At 72.4% G+C, this 15,532-nt stretch carries 15 protein-coding genes and 1 riboswitch; of the genes, 9 read left to right on the forward strand and 6 right to left on the reverse strand.

The features are described 5' to 3' along the window. Positions 1 to 92: 92 nt before the first annotated feature. The 3 genes from thiE to CG740_RS09740 form a co-directional block, all read right to left on the reverse strand. Complete coding sequence (gene thiE / locus CG740_RS09730) at positions 93 to 749, reverse strand: thiamine phosphate synthase (protein WP_100574607.1); 657 nt, start codon at positions 747 to 749, stop codon at positions 93 to 95. Between the two features lie 105 nt (positions 750 to 854). Then, positions 855 to 1,220, reverse strand: a complete 366-nt coding sequence (locus tag CG740_RS09735; RefSeq protein ID WP_100574608.1) for an Rv2175c family DNA-binding protein — start codon at positions 1,218 to 1,220, stop codon at positions 855 to 857. 326 nt (positions 1,221 to 1,546) lie between these two features. After that, the gene (locus tag CG740_RS09740; RefSeq protein WP_100574609.1) at positions 1,547 to 2,770 is read right to left on the reverse strand and encodes an NAD(P)/FAD-dependent oxidoreductase; all 1,224 of its coding nucleotides are present in this window, start codon (positions 2,768 to 2,770) and stop codon (positions 1,547 to 1,549) included. A gap of 119 nt (positions 2,771 to 2,889) precedes the next feature. Then, positions 2,890 to 3,002, forward strand: a riboswitch (TPP riboswitch). Here CG740_RS09740 and thiO point away from each other — a divergent pair. From thiO to CG740_RS09765, 5 genes are all read left to right on the forward strand, one after another. Then, positions 3,000 to 4,181, forward strand: a complete 1,182-nt coding sequence (gene thiO, locus CG740_RS09745; RefSeq protein ID WP_100574610.1) for a glycine oxidase ThiO — start codon at positions 3,000 to 3,002, stop codon at positions 4,179 to 4,181. Its footprint overlaps the riboswitch before it by 3 nt. Continuing rightward, complete coding sequence (gene thiS / locus CG740_RS09750; protein WP_100574611.1) at positions 4,178 to 4,378, forward strand: sulfur carrier protein ThiS; 201 nt, start codon at positions 4,178 to 4,180, stop codon at positions 4,376 to 4,378. The genes thiO and thiS overlap by 4 nt, the downstream gene beginning before the upstream one ends. A 2-nt stretch (positions 4,379 to 4,380) precedes the next feature. Further along, positions 4,381 to 5,175, forward strand: coding sequence for a thiazole synthase (locus tag CG740_RS09755; protein WP_100574612.1), 795 nt, complete (start codon positions 4,381 to 4,383; stop codon positions 5,173 to 5,175). Between the two features lie 99 nt (positions 5,176 to 5,274). Beyond that, positions 5,275 to 7,284 carry a Stk1 family PASTA domain-containing Ser/Thr kinase gene (gene pknB, locus CG740_RS09760; RefSeq protein WP_100574613.1) on the forward strand — a complete coding sequence of 670 codons (2,010 nt, stop codon included), beginning with the start codon at positions 5,275 to 5,277 and terminating at the stop codon, positions 7,282 to 7,284. Between the two features lie 11 nt (positions 7,285 to 7,295). Continuing rightward, positions 7,296 to 8,147, forward strand: coding sequence for a deoxyribonuclease IV (locus tag CG740_RS09765; protein ID WP_100574614.1), 852 nt, complete (start codon positions 7,296 to 7,298; stop codon positions 8,145 to 8,147). Positions 8,148 to 8,174: 27 nt separating this feature from the next. On the opposite strand, the gene CG740_RS09770 is transcribed toward CG740_RS09765, so the two are convergent. Further along, positions 8,175 to 8,807 carry a sulfite oxidase-like oxidoreductase gene (locus tag CG740_RS09770; protein WP_100574615.1) on the reverse strand — a complete coding sequence of 211 codons (633 nt, stop codon included), beginning with the start codon at positions 8,805 to 8,807 and terminating at the stop codon, positions 8,175 to 8,177. Between the two features lie 153 nt (positions 8,808 to 8,960). On the opposite strand from CG740_RS09770, the gene bfr reads away from it, so the two are divergent. Then, on the forward strand, positions 8,961 to 9,440 hold the full coding sequence (bfr, locus tag CG740_RS09775) for a bacterioferritin (protein ID WP_100574616.1): 480 nt from the start codon (positions 8,961 to 8,963) through the stop codon (positions 9,438 to 9,440). A gap of 50 nt (positions 9,441 to 9,490) precedes the next feature. On the opposite strand, the gene CG740_RS09780 is transcribed toward bfr, so the two are convergent. After that, complete coding sequence (locus CG740_RS09780; protein ID WP_100574617.1) at positions 9,491 to 9,757, reverse strand: (2Fe-2S)-binding protein; 267 nt, start codon at positions 9,755 to 9,757, stop codon at positions 9,491 to 9,493. A 173-nt stretch (positions 9,758 to 9,930) separates the two neighbouring features. After that, entirely contained in the window at positions 9,931 to 11,271 is a 1,341-nt protein-coding gene (locus tag CG740_RS09785) for a class II 3-deoxy-7-phosphoheptulonate synthase (protein WP_100574618.1), read from the reverse strand. A gap of 200 nt (positions 11,272 to 11,471) precedes the next feature. On the opposite strand from CG740_RS09785, the gene CG740_RS09790 reads away from it, so the two are divergent. The 3 genes from CG740_RS09790 to CG740_RS09800 all read left to right on the forward strand — a co-directional run bounded on the left by CG740_RS09790 (position 11,472) and on the right by CG740_RS09800 (position 15,523). Continuing rightward, the gene (locus CG740_RS09790; RefSeq protein ID WP_234376164.1) at positions 11,472 to 13,460 is read left to right on the forward strand and encodes an N-acetylmuramoyl-L-alanine amidase; all 1,989 of its coding nucleotides are present in this window, start codon (positions 11,472 to 11,474) and stop codon (positions 13,458 to 13,460) included. 53 nt (positions 13,461 to 13,513) lie between these two features. Then, positions 13,514 to 13,570: a trp operon leader peptide gene (locus tag CG740_RS41855; protein WP_079033853.1), complete on the forward strand. Its 57-nt coding sequence runs from the start codon at positions 13,514 to 13,516 to the stop codon at positions 13,568 to 13,570. Between the two features lie 102 nt (positions 13,571 to 13,672). Beyond that, positions 13,673 to 15,523 carry an anthranilate synthase family protein gene (locus tag CG740_RS09800; RefSeq protein ID WP_100574621.1) on the forward strand — a complete coding sequence of 617 codons (1,851 nt, stop codon included), beginning with the start codon at positions 13,673 to 13,675 and terminating at the stop codon, positions 15,521 to 15,523. The last annotated feature ends 9 nt before the right edge of the window (positions 15,524 to 15,532 follow it).

Here is a 15,532-nt window from a genome sequence, read left to right on the forward strand (position 1 = left end):
CAGGTTAGCCACGGGGGCCCGGCACCCCAACCACGCGGGGGTGAATTGTCTCGATTGCCGGACTTCTGTCCACCCCTCGGACGGCGGACCGCTCAGCGGGCGCCGAGGCGCTCCCGGACGCGCTGCGCGAGGTCGGCGGCGGCCGCGGCCGGGTCGTCGGCCTCGGTGATCGCCCGCACCACGACGACCCGGTCCGCGCCCGCGTCCAGGACCTCGTCCAGGTTGGCCGCGTCGATCCCGCCGATCGCGAACCAGGGACGGTCCGTCGCGAGCGAGGCCGTGTAACGCACCAGGTCGAGGCCGGGCGCGTGGCGGCCGGGCTTGGTGGGGGTGGGCCAGCAGGGGCCGGTGCAGAAGTAGTCCACGCCGGGCTCGACGGCGGCCGCGGCGGCCTCCGCCTCCGCGTGCGTGGAGCGGCCGATCAGGACGCCTTCGCCCAGGATCGCGCGGGCGGCGGGCACCGGCAGGTCGCCCTGGCCCAGGTGCAGCACATCGGCGCCGATGGCGTGGGCCACGTCGGCGCGGTCGTTGACCGCGAGCAGCTTGCCGTGCCGGCGGCAGGCGTCGGCCAGGACGGCCAGGTGCTCCAGCTCCTCGGCGGCCTCCATGCCCTTGTCGCGCAGCTGCACGATGTCGACGCCGGACGCGAGCACGGCGTCCAGGAAGGCGGGCAGGTCGCCCTGGCGCTTGCGGGCGTCGGTGCACAGGTAGAGCCGGGCATCGGCGAGCTGCTCACGGGCCGTGGGCATGGAAGGTCCCCCGTTGTGGTCGTCTTCGGCCGGGCCGCGCGGTGTACGGCCGGGTGGACCGGACCGTACACCGCGCGGCGTTCGGCGCTGTCGGGTGGGCTCGGCTCAGAGAGCGAGCGCCTGGGCGCGGCGCTTCACCTCCGTGCCGCGATTCTCGCTGAGGGCCTCGGCGGGGGTGCCGGGGAGCGTCGGATCCGGAGTGAAGAGCCACTCCAGCATCTCCTCGTCGGAGAAGCCGTCGTCCCTCAGCAGCGTCAGCGTCCCGGTCAGGCCCTTCACCACCTTGTCGGTGTCGATGAAGGCGGCGGGCACCTGGAGCGCCCTGTTCTCACCGCGGCGTACGGCGATGAGCTGGCCCTCCTTGACCAGCTGCCGTACGCGCGTCACCTCCACGTCCAGCATCTCCGCGATGTCGGGGAGGTGGAGCCAGGCGGGGACGAGAGCATCAATCTTTGCGTCAATCTCGGTCACGGTCCAAGCGTGCCACCTCGCACGGGCACTCGGTACCGGGGTGACCCCTCGGGGGCTGTGCCCCCGCGCCCCTTCCTGGGGGCGGCGCCCCCAGGCCCCCGCTCCTCAGGCGCCGGAGGGGCTCCATCCGGTTCTGGCTGCGGATCGTGCGTGGTTGCTCGCGCAGTTCCCCGCGCCCCTGTAGGTGACCCGGGACCCTTGCTCGCGCCCACCGTGGCGGAGCCACGCAAATGTCACAGCCCCGCGCCCCCAACCCCCTTTCCGCTGCGGACCGTGCTCGCTTCTCGCGCCGTTCCCCGCGCCCCTGTAGGTGACCCCGGGTCCCGTTACGTCAGCGTGGCCGACTTCAGGGGGATCGATGGATCCGCCGTCTTCGACGGGTCCATGCGGGTGCTCGCGGCGATCAGTTTGCGGCCCTGGGCCAGGTCTCGGGGGCGGCCCACCGCCAGGAGCGCCACCAGGGCGCCGTCCCTGAGCCAGCAGACGGACCAGGGCGTCGAGGACGGGTCGCCGCGGTGGATCAGTTCGTCCGTGTCGGTGTGGTGGCCCGCGTACTGGACGAAGCGGCCGAACTGCTCGGACCAGAAGTACGGGACCGGGTCGTAGTCGGTGGGGGCCTCGCCCACGATGTCGGCGGCGACCGTGCGCGGGCCCTGGAGCGCGTTGTCCCAGTGGTGGACCAGGAGGCGCTCGCCGAAGCGGGCGGAGGGGAACGAGGCGCAGTCGCCGACCGCGTACACATCGGGCAGCGAGGTGCGCAGGCGGGCGTCCGCGGTGATCGCGCCCTCGGGGCCGAGCGCGATGTCCGAGCCGGCCAGCCAGCCGGTCGCGGGGCGGGCGCCGATGCCGATGACGACCGCGTCGGCCGGCAGCCGGCGCCCGTCGGCGAGCAGCACCTCGCCCGGCACGACCGCCTGGACCCGGGCGCCGGTGACGAGTTCGGCGCCGGACTCGGTGTACCAGCCGGTCATCGGGGCGGCGACCGCGGCGGGGAGCACCTCGGCCAGCGGGCGGTCGGCGGCCTCCACGACGGTGACCTCGCAGCCCGCGTCCCGCGCGGCCGTCGCGAACTCCGCGCCGATCCACCCGGCGCCCACCACCACGATCCGGTGGCGCTGGTCGAGGACCGGGCGGAGCCGGCGCGCGTCGTCGAGGGTGCGCAGCAGGTGGACGCCGGGCACCCCCTGGCTGCCGGGCAGGGTGAGCGGCTCGGCGCCGGTGGCGATGACGAGGGTGTCGTACGCCACCTCGCCCGCCTCGGTCACCACGCGGTGCTCCTCGGGGCGCACCCCGGTGACTTCGAGGCCCAGGCGGAGATCGACACCGAGTGCCTCGAAGTCCACCTCGAAGGCCGAGCCCTCGGCCTTGCCGAGCAGGACGGCCTTGGACAGCGGGGGCCGGTCGTAGGGCTGGTGGGGCTCGGCGCCGATGAGGGTGATGGCTCCGGTGAAGCCCTGTTCGCGCAGGGCCACCGCGGTCTGCACGCCGGCCATGCCCGCGCCGACGACGACCACGTGCCGCGCTTCGGATTGCGTCTGCTGTTCGCTCACCCGATCACCATAAGCAGCTGACTATTTGTCAGGTAAGGGGCCGGGCCGCGGCGGACGCCTCCCGGGCGCCCGGACGCTCCCTTACTGCACGCCGGGGGCTCGGGCTATGGTGGCAGGCGTAAAGCACTCGCGGGAGCCCGGACGCACCGGGCTGAGAGGGAGGCTGGGCGGCCTCCGACCGTACGAACCTGATCCGGGTCATGCCGGCGAAGGGAGGGGCTGGACGCCCATGCGTTCTTCACAGCGAGGGCCCGGGAACGGGTCCGACGTCCTCGTGGTCGGGGGCGGCATCATCGGGCTCGTCACCGCGTGGCGGGCCGCCCAGCGCGGAATGAGCGTCGTGCTCGTCGACCCCGAGCCGGGCGGCGGGGCCGCCCAGGTCGCGGCCGGGATGCTCGCCGCCGTCACCGAACTCCACTACGGCGAGCAGACGCTGCTCGCCCTGAACGTCGAGTCCGCCCGGCGCTATCCGGCCTTCGCGGCCGAGCTGAGCGAGGTCACGGGCCTCGACACCGGTTACCGCGCCTGCGGCACCCTGGCCGTGGCGCTCGACTCCGACGACCGCGCCCACCTGCGCGAGCTGCACGCCCTCCAGGTCCGCTGCGGCCTGGAGTCGGAGTGGCTGTCCGGACGCGACTGCCGCCGCCTTGAGCCCATGCTCGCGCCCGGGGTACGCGGCGGGCTGCGCGTGGACGGCGACCACCAGGTCGACCCGCGCCGCCTGGCCAAGGCCCTGGTAGCCGCCTGTACGGAGGCCGGGGTGCGCTTCGCGCACGGCTGGGCCGAGCGGCTCACGGTGGTACGGGAGCGGGCGGCGGGAGTCGTCCTGGCGGACGGCACCGGGCTCGCCGCCGGCCAGGTGGTCCTCGCCGCGGGCAGCCTCAGCGGGCGCCTCGCGGGCGTACCGGAGGAGCTTCTTCCGCCCGTCCGCCCGGTCAAGGGCCAGGTCCTGCGCCTGACCGTGCCGCCCGCCTGCGCGCCGTTCCTGTCCCGGACCGTGCGGGCGGTGGTGCGGGGCAGCGATGTCTATCTCGTACCGCGCGAGAACGGCGAGCTGGTCGTCGGCGCCACCAGTGAGGAACTCGGCTGGGACACCACGGTCACCGCGGGCGGGGTCTATCAACTCCTGCGCGACGCACATGAGTTGGTGCCCGGGATCACGGAGCTTCCGCTCACCGAGACCCGCGCCGGGCTGCGTCCCGCCTCCCCCGACAACGCGCCCCTGCTCGGCCCGACCGCGCTGTCCGGGCTGCTGCTCGCCACCGGTCACTACCGCAACGGCGTGCTGCTCACGGCGGTCACCGGCGATGTCATGGCACATGCCCTGGCCACCGGTGAACTGCCCGACGAGGCACGCCCGTTCACCCCACGACGCTTCACCTCCGCACCTCGGGAGCTGACGACCGCATGACCATCTCCGTCAACGGCGAGCCCCGTGCGCTCGCCTCCGGGACCACCCTCGACCTCCTCGTCGCCGCCCTCACCCCGTCGCGCTCCGGGGTCGCCGCCGCCGTCAACGAGACGGTCGTGCCGCGCAGCGCCTGGCCGACGACCACGCTCGACGACGGCGACCGCGTCGAGGTCCTCACCGCCGTGCAGGGGGGCTGACCATGGCCGACGACCTGCTGACCATCGCCGACACCACCTTCGACTCCCGGCTGATCATGGGCACCGGCGGGGCGCCCAGCCTCGACGTCCTGGAACGCGCCCTCGCGGTCTCCGGCACCGAACTCACCACCGTCGCGATGCGCCGCCTCGACCCGAGCGTGCAGGGCTCGGTGCTCTCCGTCCTGGACCGGCTCGGCATCCGGGTGCTGCCCAACACCGCGGGCTGCTTCACCGCGGGCGAGGCCGTGCTCACCGCGCGCCTGGCCCGCGAGGCGCTCGGCACGCACTGGGTGAAGCTGGAGGTCGTCGCCGACGAGCGCACCCTGCTGCCCGACCCGATCGAACTCCTCGACGCCGCCGAGGTGTTGGTCGACGACGGGTTCACCGTCCTGCCCTACACCAATGACGACCCCGTCCTCGCGCGCAAGCTGGAGGACGTCGGCTGCGCGGCGATCATGCCGCTCGGCTCCCCCATCGGCTCGGGCCTCGGCATCCGCAACCCGCACAACTTCGAGCTGATCGTGGACCGGGCGAACGTCCCGGTGATCCTCGACGCGGGCGCCGGCACCGCGTCCGACGTGGCACTGGCGATGGAACTCGGCTGCGCCGCGGTGATGCTGGCCTCGGCGGTGACCCGGGCCCAGGAGCCGGTCCTGATGGCCGAGGCGATGCGGCACGCGGTGGAGGCGGGCCGGCTCGCCCACCGCGCGGGCCGCATCCCGCGCCGCCACTTCGCCGAGGCGTCCTCGACGATGGCCGGGCGGGCCGCACTCGACCCCGAGCGGCCCGCGTTCTAGCCGCGTTCCGGGAGTTCCTCGTCACAGCTCGGCTTCAGTAGGGCCCCCGGAACGCACGCGGCGTGAAGGGGGCCGGGCGGCGCTCGTAAACTCTCCTCCGTGGATACGACCCTTCATGACCCCCTCGTCGGGCAGGTGCTCGACGGCCGCTACCGCGTCGACGCGCGCATCGCCGTCGGCGGTATGGCCACGGTCTACCGGGCCGTCGACACCCGCCTCGACCGGGTACTCGCCCTCAAGGTGATGCATCCGAGCCTCGCCGCCGACGCCTCCTTCGTGGAGCGCTTCATCCGGGAGGCCAAGTCGGTGGCCCGGCTCGCGCACCCCAATGTGGTCGGCGTCTTCGACCAGGGGGCGCAGGACCAGTACGTGTACCTGGCGATGGAGTACATCGCGGGCTGCACCCTGCGCGATGTGCTGCGCGAGCGCGGCGCGCTCCAGCCGCGCGCGGCCCTCGACATCCTGGAGCCCGTCCTGGCGGCCCTCGGCGCCGCGCACCGGGCCGGGTTCGTGCACCGGGACATGAAGCCCGAGAACGTGCTGATCGGCGACGACGGCCGGGTCAAGGTCGCCGACTTCGGCCTGGTCAGGGCGGTCGACTCAGTCACCAGCACCACCGGCTCGGTGCTCGGCACGGTCTCCTACCTCGCCCCCGAGCAGATCGAGCACGGCACCGCGGACACCCGCGCCGACGTGTACGCCTGCGGCGTGGTCCTGTACGAGATGCTGACCGGCGCCAAGCCGCACGTCGGGGACACCCCCGCCCAGATCCTCTACGCCCACCTCCACGAGGGGGTGCCCGCGCCCTCCGCGGCCGTGCCGGGCCTCGCCCTGGAGCTGGACGAGCTGGTCGCCTCCGCGACCGCCCGCAACCCGGAGGTCCGCCCGCACGACGCGGTGGCCCTGCTCGCCGAGACCCTCACGGCCCGCGCGGCCCTGGGCGAGGAGCAACTGGACGCCGTCCCGCCGGGCGCCCGTCCCGCCGCCGGTGAGTCGGGCGCCGAGGACCGGACGAGCGTGATCCCGCGCGCCCTGCCGACACCGGCCACCGCGGCGCCCGGCGCGCTGCCCGCCGACGCCGTGCCGGGCCAGGACGCCCACCGCACGACCCGGCTGCGGACCGACGAGCCCGTCAACCGCACCAGCCGGCTGATCATGCCGCAGCGCATCGACGACGAGCCGGAACCGCGGGGAGCGCGCCGAGTGCGCGAGCGCCTCGGCAGCCGGCGTGGCCCGGTCGCGGTGGTGGCTGCGCTGCTCCTGATCCTCGGGGTCGGGGCCGGGGTCTGGTACATCAACTCCGGCCAGTTCACCCGGGTTCCGGCCCTCATCGGGCAGACCGAGGACGCGGCGAAGAAGAAGCTGTCCGGTGCCGGACTCGACGTCAAGAAGGTCGACCGGCAGTTCAGCGACACCGTCGAGCGGGGCCAGGTCGTCTCGACCGATCCGGCGACCGGCGCCCGCATCCGCGGCAACGGCGCGGTGACCCTGGTGATCTCGCGCGGCCCGGAGACGGCCCAGGTGCCGAAGCTCGACGGGATGCCGCTCGACCGGGCGAAGGACGAGCTCCAGAAGGCGGGCTTCGCGCCGGGCGACACCTCCAGCGAGTTCAATGACAGCGTCGCGCAGGGCTCGGTGATCCGCACCGACCCGGCCGCGGGCATCAAGCGCCACACGGACACGGCCGTCTCCCTCGTCATCAGCAAGGGCGCCCCGGTCGATGTGCCCGGGGTCGTCGGCGACTCGGTGGCCGATGCCACCGCCGCGCTCCAGGACGCCGGGCTGAAGGTCACCGTCTCGCCCGACCAGGTCGAGTCGCAGCAGGACGCGGGCAAGGTCGCGGCCCAGTCCGCCGCCGAGCACGCCCAGCTCGCCCAGGGCGACAGCGTGACGCTGACCGTGTCCAAGGGCCCCCGGATGGTCACCGTGCCCAAGGTGACCGGCGAGAAGTCCGGGGACGCGCAGAAGGATCTGGAGAAGGCCGGCTTCAAGGTGAAGGTCGACCGCAGCTTCCCGTTCCTCAGCGACGAGGTGTCGGGTCAGTCCGTCGCCGCCGGCGCCCAGGCACCCGAGGGCTCCACCATCACCATCACCACCAAGGGACTGTAGGTAGCCACCCCATGCGCAACCCCATCGGCGGCCACGTCCCCGTGGCCGGCGGCCTCGCCACGGTCGGCCTCTCCTACGCGCGCGAGATCGGCGCCGAGACCGTCCAGGTCTTCGCCGCGAATCCGCGCGGCTGGGCCACCCCCACCGGGAACCCGGCCCAGGACGAGCAGTTCCGGGCCGAGTGCGCCGAGGCGTCGATACCGGCGTACGTGCACGCTCCGTACCTGATCAACTTCGGCTCGCACACCGGGGCGACGGTGGAGAAGTCGGTGGAGTCGCTGCGGCACTCCCTGCGCCGGGGCCGTGAGATCGGCGCGCTCGGCGTGGTCGTGCACACCGGCTCGGCGACCGGCGGGCGTCCGCGCGCGGAGGCGCTCGCCCAGGTCAGGGCGCATCTGCTGCCGCTCCTGGACGAACTGACCCACGACGACGACCCGTTCCTGCTCCTGGAGTCGACCGCCGGGCAGGGCTCCTCGCTGTGCTCGCGCACCTGGGACTTCGGCCCGTACTTCGAGGCCCTGGACTCCCACCCCATGCTGGGCGTCTGCCTGGACACCTGCCACATCTACGCGGCCGGGCACGACCTGGCCGGGCCCGGCGGGATGAAGCAGACCCTGGACCTGCTCGTGGACACCGTCGGCGAGGGACGGCTGAAACTGATCCACGCCAACGACTCCAAGGACGTGGCCGGCGCGCACAAGGACCGCCACGAGAACATCGGCTCGGGACACATCGGCGAGGAGCCGTTCCGCGAGCTGCTCGGGCATCCGGCGACCGAGGGCGTACCGCTGGTGATCGAGACGCCGGGCGGCAAGGAGGGGCACGCCGCCGACGTGGCCCGGCTGAAGTCGCTGCGCGTCTAGGCGCGGGGGCTGTTCAGCGGGCGGAGCTCAGAGCTCGGGGCCGTCCCCGGGCTCCTCCTGGTAGGAGTAGCGCTGCTCGCGCCAGGGGTCGCCGATGTTGTGGTAGCCCCGCTCCTCCCAGAAGCCCCGGCGGTCCGCCGTCATGTACTCGATGCCGCGGACCCACTTGGGGCCCTTCCAGGCGTACAGGTGCGGCACCACCAGGCGCAGCGGGAAGCCGTGTTCGGCGGTGAGCAGGTCACCGCCGTTGTGGGTGGCGAAGAGCGTGCGGTCGGAGAGGAAGTCGGCGAGCCGCAGGTTGGAGCTGAAGCCGTATTCGGCCCACACCATCACATGGGTGACATCGGCGGCGGGTGGCGCGATCCCGGCTATCGTGCGGGCGCCGACCCCGCCCCATTCGGCCCCGAGCATCGAGAACTTGGTGACACAGTGCAGGTCGGCGACCACGGTCTCGAACGGCAGCGCCGAGAACTCCTCGTGGTTCCAGCAGTGCTTCTCGCCGTCGGCGGTGGCCCCGAAGACCCGGAACTCCCAGCGCTCCGGCTTGAACTTGGGCACCGGTCCGTAGTGGGTGACCGGCCAGCCGCGCTGGAGGCGCTGCCCCGGCGGAAGCTCCGTGTGCGCTGCTCCCTGCCGCTCCCGGCTCTCCGGCTGACCCATGACTCCATGGTGACAGACCCCGGGGGGTGGTGTTGACCAGGGACGTCTCTATTCGGGCAACTCCTACTAAGCATGCACTTACTGGACGGGTCCTGATCACGGTGCGAGGATGCGCGCAACTTGCCCAGTAACCGCTTGGAAGGAGCCTCTGCGATGCAGGGCGACCCCGAGGTCATCGAATTCCTGAATGAGCAGCTGAGTGCCGAGCTGACGGCGATCAATCAGTACTGGCTGCACAGCGCGATGCAGGCCAACTTCGGCTGGACGAAGCTGGCCAAGTACACGCGTCACGAGTCGATCGACGAGATGAAGCACGCGGAGGTGCTGACCGACCGGATCCTGTTCCTGGACGGTCTGCCGAACTTCCAGCGGCTCTTCCATGTGCGCATCGGGCAGACGGTCACCGAGATGTTCCAGGCGGACCGGCAGATCGAGGCCGAGGCGATCGACCGCCTCAAGCGCGGCATCGAGGTCATGCGCGCCAAGGGCGACATCACCTCGGCGAACATCTTCGAGTCGATCCTGGCCGACGAGGAGCACCACATCGACTACCTGGACACCCAGCTGGAGCTGGTGGAGAAGCTCGGCGAGGCGCTCTACATCGCGCAGCTCATCGAGCAGCCGGAGAGCTGACGGACACCGTCGGCCACCGGGGCGGCCGCCCGGGGGCGGGCGGCCTCGTGTCAGGCGGCCTCGTCGAGCGCCGTGGCGGCGAACTCCGGCTCCGGGGCGACGGCGGTGAGCGCGGGCCTGCCCTGCTCCACCAGCTCGCGCCGGGGGCACGCGCCGCGTCCGAGCAGCGACTGGATGCGGCGCACGCAGGAACCGCAGTCGGTGCCGGCCTTGGAGGCGGACGCTATCTGGCGGGGGGTGCACGCACCGCCCTCCGCGTGCTTCTTGACCTGCTCTTCGGTGACACCGAAGCAGTTGCACACGTACACGCGGTTCACCTCCCGAGGTGATCGACACGGGGTCGATGGACATGCCGTCCCGAGCGACCGATTCCCGTTTCGTCGGTGAGGCAACCCTAACCTTACCCGGCACCCCGGAAGCGCGACAGCCCCGGTACGCCAGTGGGGCGCGGATCACATGGATCCGCGCCCCACTGTCCTGCCCCGGGGAATTACTGGTCGCGGTACATCTCGGCGACCAGGAACGCCAGGTCCAGGGACTGGCTGCGGTTCAGGCGGGGGTCGCAGGCCGTCTCGTAGCGCTGGTGCAGGTCGTCCACGAAGATCTCGTGGCCGCCGCCCACGCACTCGGTGACGTCGTCACCGGTGAGCTCGACGTGGATGCCGCCCGGGTGGGTGCCGAGGGCCTTGTGGACCTCGAAGAAGCCCTTGACCTCGTCCAGGACGTCGTCGAAGCGACGCGTCTTGTGGCCGGAGGCCGCCTCGAAGGTGTTGCCGTGCATCGGGTCGGTGACCCAGGCGACGACCGCGCCGGAGGCGGTGACCTTCTCGACGAGCTCGGGCAGCTTGTCCCTGACCTTGTCCGCCCCCATGCGGACGACGAAGGTCAGCCGGCCCGGCTCGCGGTCCGGGTCGAGGCGGTCCACGTAGGTGAGCGCCTCGTCGACGGTGGTCGTCGGGCCGAGCTTGATGCCGATCGGGTTGCGGATCCGGGACGCGAACTCGATGTGCGCCCCGTCCAGCTGCCGGGTGCGCTCGCCGATCCACACCATGTGGCCGGAGGTGTCGTACAGCTCGCCGGTGCGCGAGTCGGTGCGGGTCAGGGCCGACTCGTAGTCGAGGAGCAGCGCCTCGTGGGAGGCGTAGAACTCGACGGCCTTGAACTCGGCCGGGTCGGTGCCGCAGGCCTTCATGAAGTTGAGCGCGTTGTCGATCTCGCGGGCGAGCTGCTCGTAGCGCTGGCCCGAGGGGGACGACTTCACGAAGTCCTGGTTCCAGGCGTGCACCTGGCGCAGGTCCGCGTAGCCGCCGGTGGTGAAGGCGCGCACCAGGTTGAGCGTCGAGGCGGACGCGTTGTACATCCGCTTCAGGCGCTCGGGGTCGGGGACGCGGTCCTTCTCCGTGAAGGCGAAGCCGTTCACGGAGTCGCCGCGGTAGGTCGGCAGGGTCACGCCGTCGCGGGTCTCGGTGCCCTTGGAGCGGGGCTTGGAGTACTGGCCGGCGATGCGGCCGACCTTCACCACGGGCACGGAGGCCGCGTAGGTGAGGACGGCGCTCATCTGGAGGAGGGTCTTCAGCTTGGCCCGGATGTGCTCGGCCGAGACGGCGTCGAAGGCCTCGGCACAGTCGCCGCCCTGGAGCAGGAACGCCTCGCCCTGGGCGACGGCTCCCAGGCGGGCGCGCAGCTGGTCGCACTCGCCCGCGAAGACGAGCGGCGGATACGATTCGAGGTCCGCGATCACATCGCGCAGAGCCTCGGCATCGGGGTACTCGGGCTGCTGCGCCGCGGGAAGGTCACGCCAGGTGTTTACGTTCACGGTCACCGGACCCACATTACGGGGTCGGCCAAGCCGTCCACCCCAGCGACCACCAAATGAGACACCGGCCACGCGGACACGGGCCCGAGGACCGCGAGGGCAGTCATCCCGTCCGGGCGGTCCTGAGCGTGACCGTTCATGATCATCTCCTGTTAATCTCACGCCAGTTACTGAATTGCGGACAAAGGTGACCAGGGGTGGGCGTGAGCCGAAGCGTGACCAGCAGACAGCGGAAACACACGAAGAGGAAGCTTCTCGGGTACGGGGTGGCCGGGGCCCTCGCCCTCACCGCGCTCGGCCCGCAGGCGCTCGCGGCGCCCGCCGCCCCGCCGGCCGACGGCCCGGCAGCCTCGGGCCTACAGGGCCAATTCGCCCGCGCGGCGCGGGAGTTCAAGGTTCCGCAGAGCGTCCTGATGGCGGTCTCCTACCGCCAGACGCGCTGGGAGGACCACAACGGCGAGCCCAGCACCTCGGGCGCGTACAACGTGATGGGCCTGACCCGGGTGCTGCCCGGCGACGTCGAGCGGCCCACCGCCCAGGACCGGCTCGCGCATCTCAACCTGAGCGGCGACCCGGCCGTCATGAAGCGCTTCGACGCCAGGAAGGCGCCGGCCGCCGAGCCGTCCGTCGACACCGGCGACCCGCGCCTGCACACCCTGGACGAGGCCGCCAAGCTCATCGGCGAGCCGGTGGACACGGTCCGCACCGACGCCGGGCAGAGCATCCGGGCGGGCGCGGCCCTGCTCGCCCGCTACCAGCGCGCGGCGACCGGCTCGCTGCCGGCCGACCCGGGTGCCTGGTACCCGGCGGTGGCCCGCTACAGCCAGGCCCCCGACGCCAAGGGCGCCGACGCCTTCGCGGAGCGGGTCTTCGACTCGGTGCGCTCGGGCGAGAGCCGGGTCACCGCCGACGGCCGGCGCCTCGCGCTGCCGGCCGACCCCGGGGTGAGGCCCGCCGGGCCGACGGCGAAGGCGACGAGGGCGGCGGTCGCCCCGACCGCCTTGACGCCCGAGTGCCCCGCCGGGCTGAACTGCGACTACAAGCCGGCCGACCCGAACAACTACAACGTGGCGAACCGGCCGGACAACGGCTACGACATCCGGCAGATCGTGATCCACGACACGGAGGGGACCTACGAGGGCTCGATCAACACCTTCCAGGACCCCAAGAGCTCGGCCAGCACGCACTACATCGTCAAGGACGACGGCAGCCTGGTGACCCAGGTGGTGGCGACGAAGGACGAGTCGTACCACGCGGGCAACAAGACGGTGAACATGCACGCGCTCGGCATCGAGCACGTGGGCTTCGCGATGAAGACCGGCAGCTGGTACGGCGAGCCGCTCTACGACGCCTCGGCGACGCTGGTGAAGTACCTCGCCGACCGGTTCTCCATCCCGCTGGACCGCGAGCACATCATCGGCCACGACGAGGTGCCGGGCCCGCTGGACGGCTATGTGGCCGGGCAGCACTGGGACCCGGGCCCGTTCTGGGACTGGAACCACTACATGTCCCTGCTCGGCGCCGACGACTGCACCGGCGGCCGGATGCCCGCCGCCGGGCAGGTCGTCAAGGTCGTCCCGCCGTTCACCCCGCGCACGACGACGTACTACGACCCGGCCACCAAGACCCGCACCACCTTCGACGAGCCGGTCAACTTCGGCTATCTGTACGCCGCCCCCGCCCTGGACGCCGCCGCGCTGAGCGACCCGTACCTGGGCGAGCAGGTCGCGACCGAGGGCCCGAACTGGGCCAACAAGGTCGTGGCGGGCGACCGGTACGTCGTCGCGGACCGGCAGGGCGACTGGACCGCGATCTGGTACGGCGGGCAGAAGGCCTGGTTCCAGAACCCGGGCGGCCGCTACACCTCGGTCGTGGCGCGCTCGGCGGCCCCGGTCGTCCTGAAGGCCAAGGGCACCGCGCCGGTGCAGGTCTACGGGCGGTCCTACCCCGAGGACGCGGCGTACGCGGGCACCGGCGTGCCGGTGCAGGGCAGCAACTCGGCGTCCCTGACGAAGTACAGCATCCCCGCCGGGCAGGCCTATGCGGCCGCCGGCGACCCGGTCGCGGGCGACTACTACTACGGCGGCACCACGCTCGGCACCCTGGTCAAGGGCGCCCAGACCTTCTACCCGATCCGGTACAACCACCGGATCGCCTGGGTGAGGACGGCCGACGTCCAGGTGGTCACCCCGGAGACCCGCTAGCCATTCTCCCGATGGCACCGCCACCGGCGGTGCCATCGGGTAGAGTGCGCCGCATGTTCGCGCACTCGATCCAGAACTGGTGGTGGACCGCTCATCCGGCGGCCCGCTGATCTCTGCGCTTACACAGACTCGCGAAGGCCGCCCCGAGGGGCGGCCTTCCGCATTTCCCGGGCCGTTCCTCCCGCTCACACCGCCGGAAGGAATTCCAACTCGTGCTGATCCAGAGGCTGTTGGACGAGAACTGTCCGCCGTTCGCACTGCTGCGCCGGCGCACCCCGGGCCGCGACCACGAGGTCGTCGAGCTCCTGATCGGCGAGGTCCACGAGGCCGAGCACCTCGCCGACCTGCCCGTCCGGGACCTGCCCACGCTCGCCCTGGTGCCGTTCCGGCAGATCCGGGAGCGCGGCTTCGACGTCCGCGACGACGGGACCCCGCTCTCGGTCCTGGTCGCGGACGAGGCCCACGAACTGCCGCTCGACGAGGTGCTCGCACAGCTGCCCGCGCACGAGGTGCGGGTCGAGGGCGGTTCCTTCGACGTCGCCGACGAGGAGTACGCGGGGATCGTCCGGCGGGTGATCGACGACGAGATCGGCAGCGGCGAGGGCGCCAACTTCGTCATCCGGCGCACCTTCACCGGCGAGATCCCCGGCTTCGGCCGGGCCGACGCGCTCGCCCTGTTCCGCCGGCTGCTCGCGGGCGAGCGGGGCGCGTACTGGACGTATGTGGTGCACACCGGTGAGCGCACCCTCGTCGGCGCGAGCCCCGAGGTGCATGTGCGGATGTCCGGCGGCACCGTCGTCATGAACCCGATCAGCGGGACCTACCGCTATCCGGCCGGCGGCCCCACCCCCGAGGACCTGCTGACCTTCCTCGCCGACCGCAAGGAGACCGACGAGCTCTCCATGGTCGTCGACGAGGAGCTCAAGATGATGTGCACGGTCGGCGACATGGGCGGCGTGGTGATCGGCCCCCGCCTCAAGGAGATGGCCCATCTCGCGCACACCGAGTACGAGTTGAGGGGCCGCTCCTCGCTGGACGTGCGCGAGGTGCTGAGGGAGACGATGTTCGCGGCGACGGTCACCGGCTCGCCGGTGCAGAACGCGTGCCGGGTCATCGAGCGGTACGAGGACGGCGGGCGCGGCTACTACGCGGGCGCGCTCGCGCTGCTCGGCCGGGACGCGGGCGGCGCCCAGACCCTGGACTCCCCCATCCTGATCCGCACCGCGTACGTCTCCCCCGAGGGCCGCCTCACCGTTCCGGTCGGCGCCACCCTCGTCCGGCACTCGGACCCGGCGAGCGAGGTCGCCGAGACCCACGCCAAGGCGGCGGGCGTGCTGGCCGCGCTCGGGGTGCGCCCGGGGCGCCCGGCCGTCGAGTCCGTACGGCCCCGGCTCGCCGACGACGCCCGGGTGCAGGCCGCCCTCGACGCCCGGCGGGCCGACCTCGCGCCGTTCTGGCTGCGGATGCAGGACCGGCCGGCCGAGCCGAGCGGATCGGCCCTGGTGGTGGACGGGGAGGACACCTTCACGGCGATGCTCGCGCATGTGCTGCGCTCGGCGGGCCTTCAGGTCTCGGTCGTCCGCTACGACGCACCCGGGCTGCGCTCGCGGGTGCTGGGCCACGAGGGCCCGGTGATCCTGGGCCCCGGGCCGGGCAACCCGGTGGACGCGGCCGACCCGAAGATGCGGCTGCTCCGCCCGCTCGCGGCCGAGCTGCTGCGCTCGCACCGGCACGGGCTGCTCGGCGTGTGCCTGGGCCATGAGCTGATCGCGGCGGAGCTGGGCCTGGAGATCGTGCGCAAGCGGGAGCCGCACCAGGGCGCACAGGTGCGGATCGACCTGTTCGGGCGCGAGGAGACGGTCGGCTTCTACAACAGCTTCGCGGCGCGCTGCGAAGGCGAGCTGCCCGGCGTGGAGGTCGCCCGCGACCCGGTGACGCACGAGGTGCACGCGCTGCGCGGTCCCGGCTACGCGGGCATCCAGTTCCACCCGGAGTCGGTGCTGACCCTGCGCGGTCCGGAGGTCGTCCGGGATCTGCTCGCGGGGGTCGCGGCGCTCCGCTGAGGCCGCCGC

Source organism: Streptomyces sp. CB01201 (genome assembly GCF_002803085.1).
GTDB classification, from domain to species: domain Bacteria; phylum Actinomycetota; class Actinomycetes; order Streptomycetales; family Streptomycetaceae; genus Streptomyces; species Streptomyces hundungensis.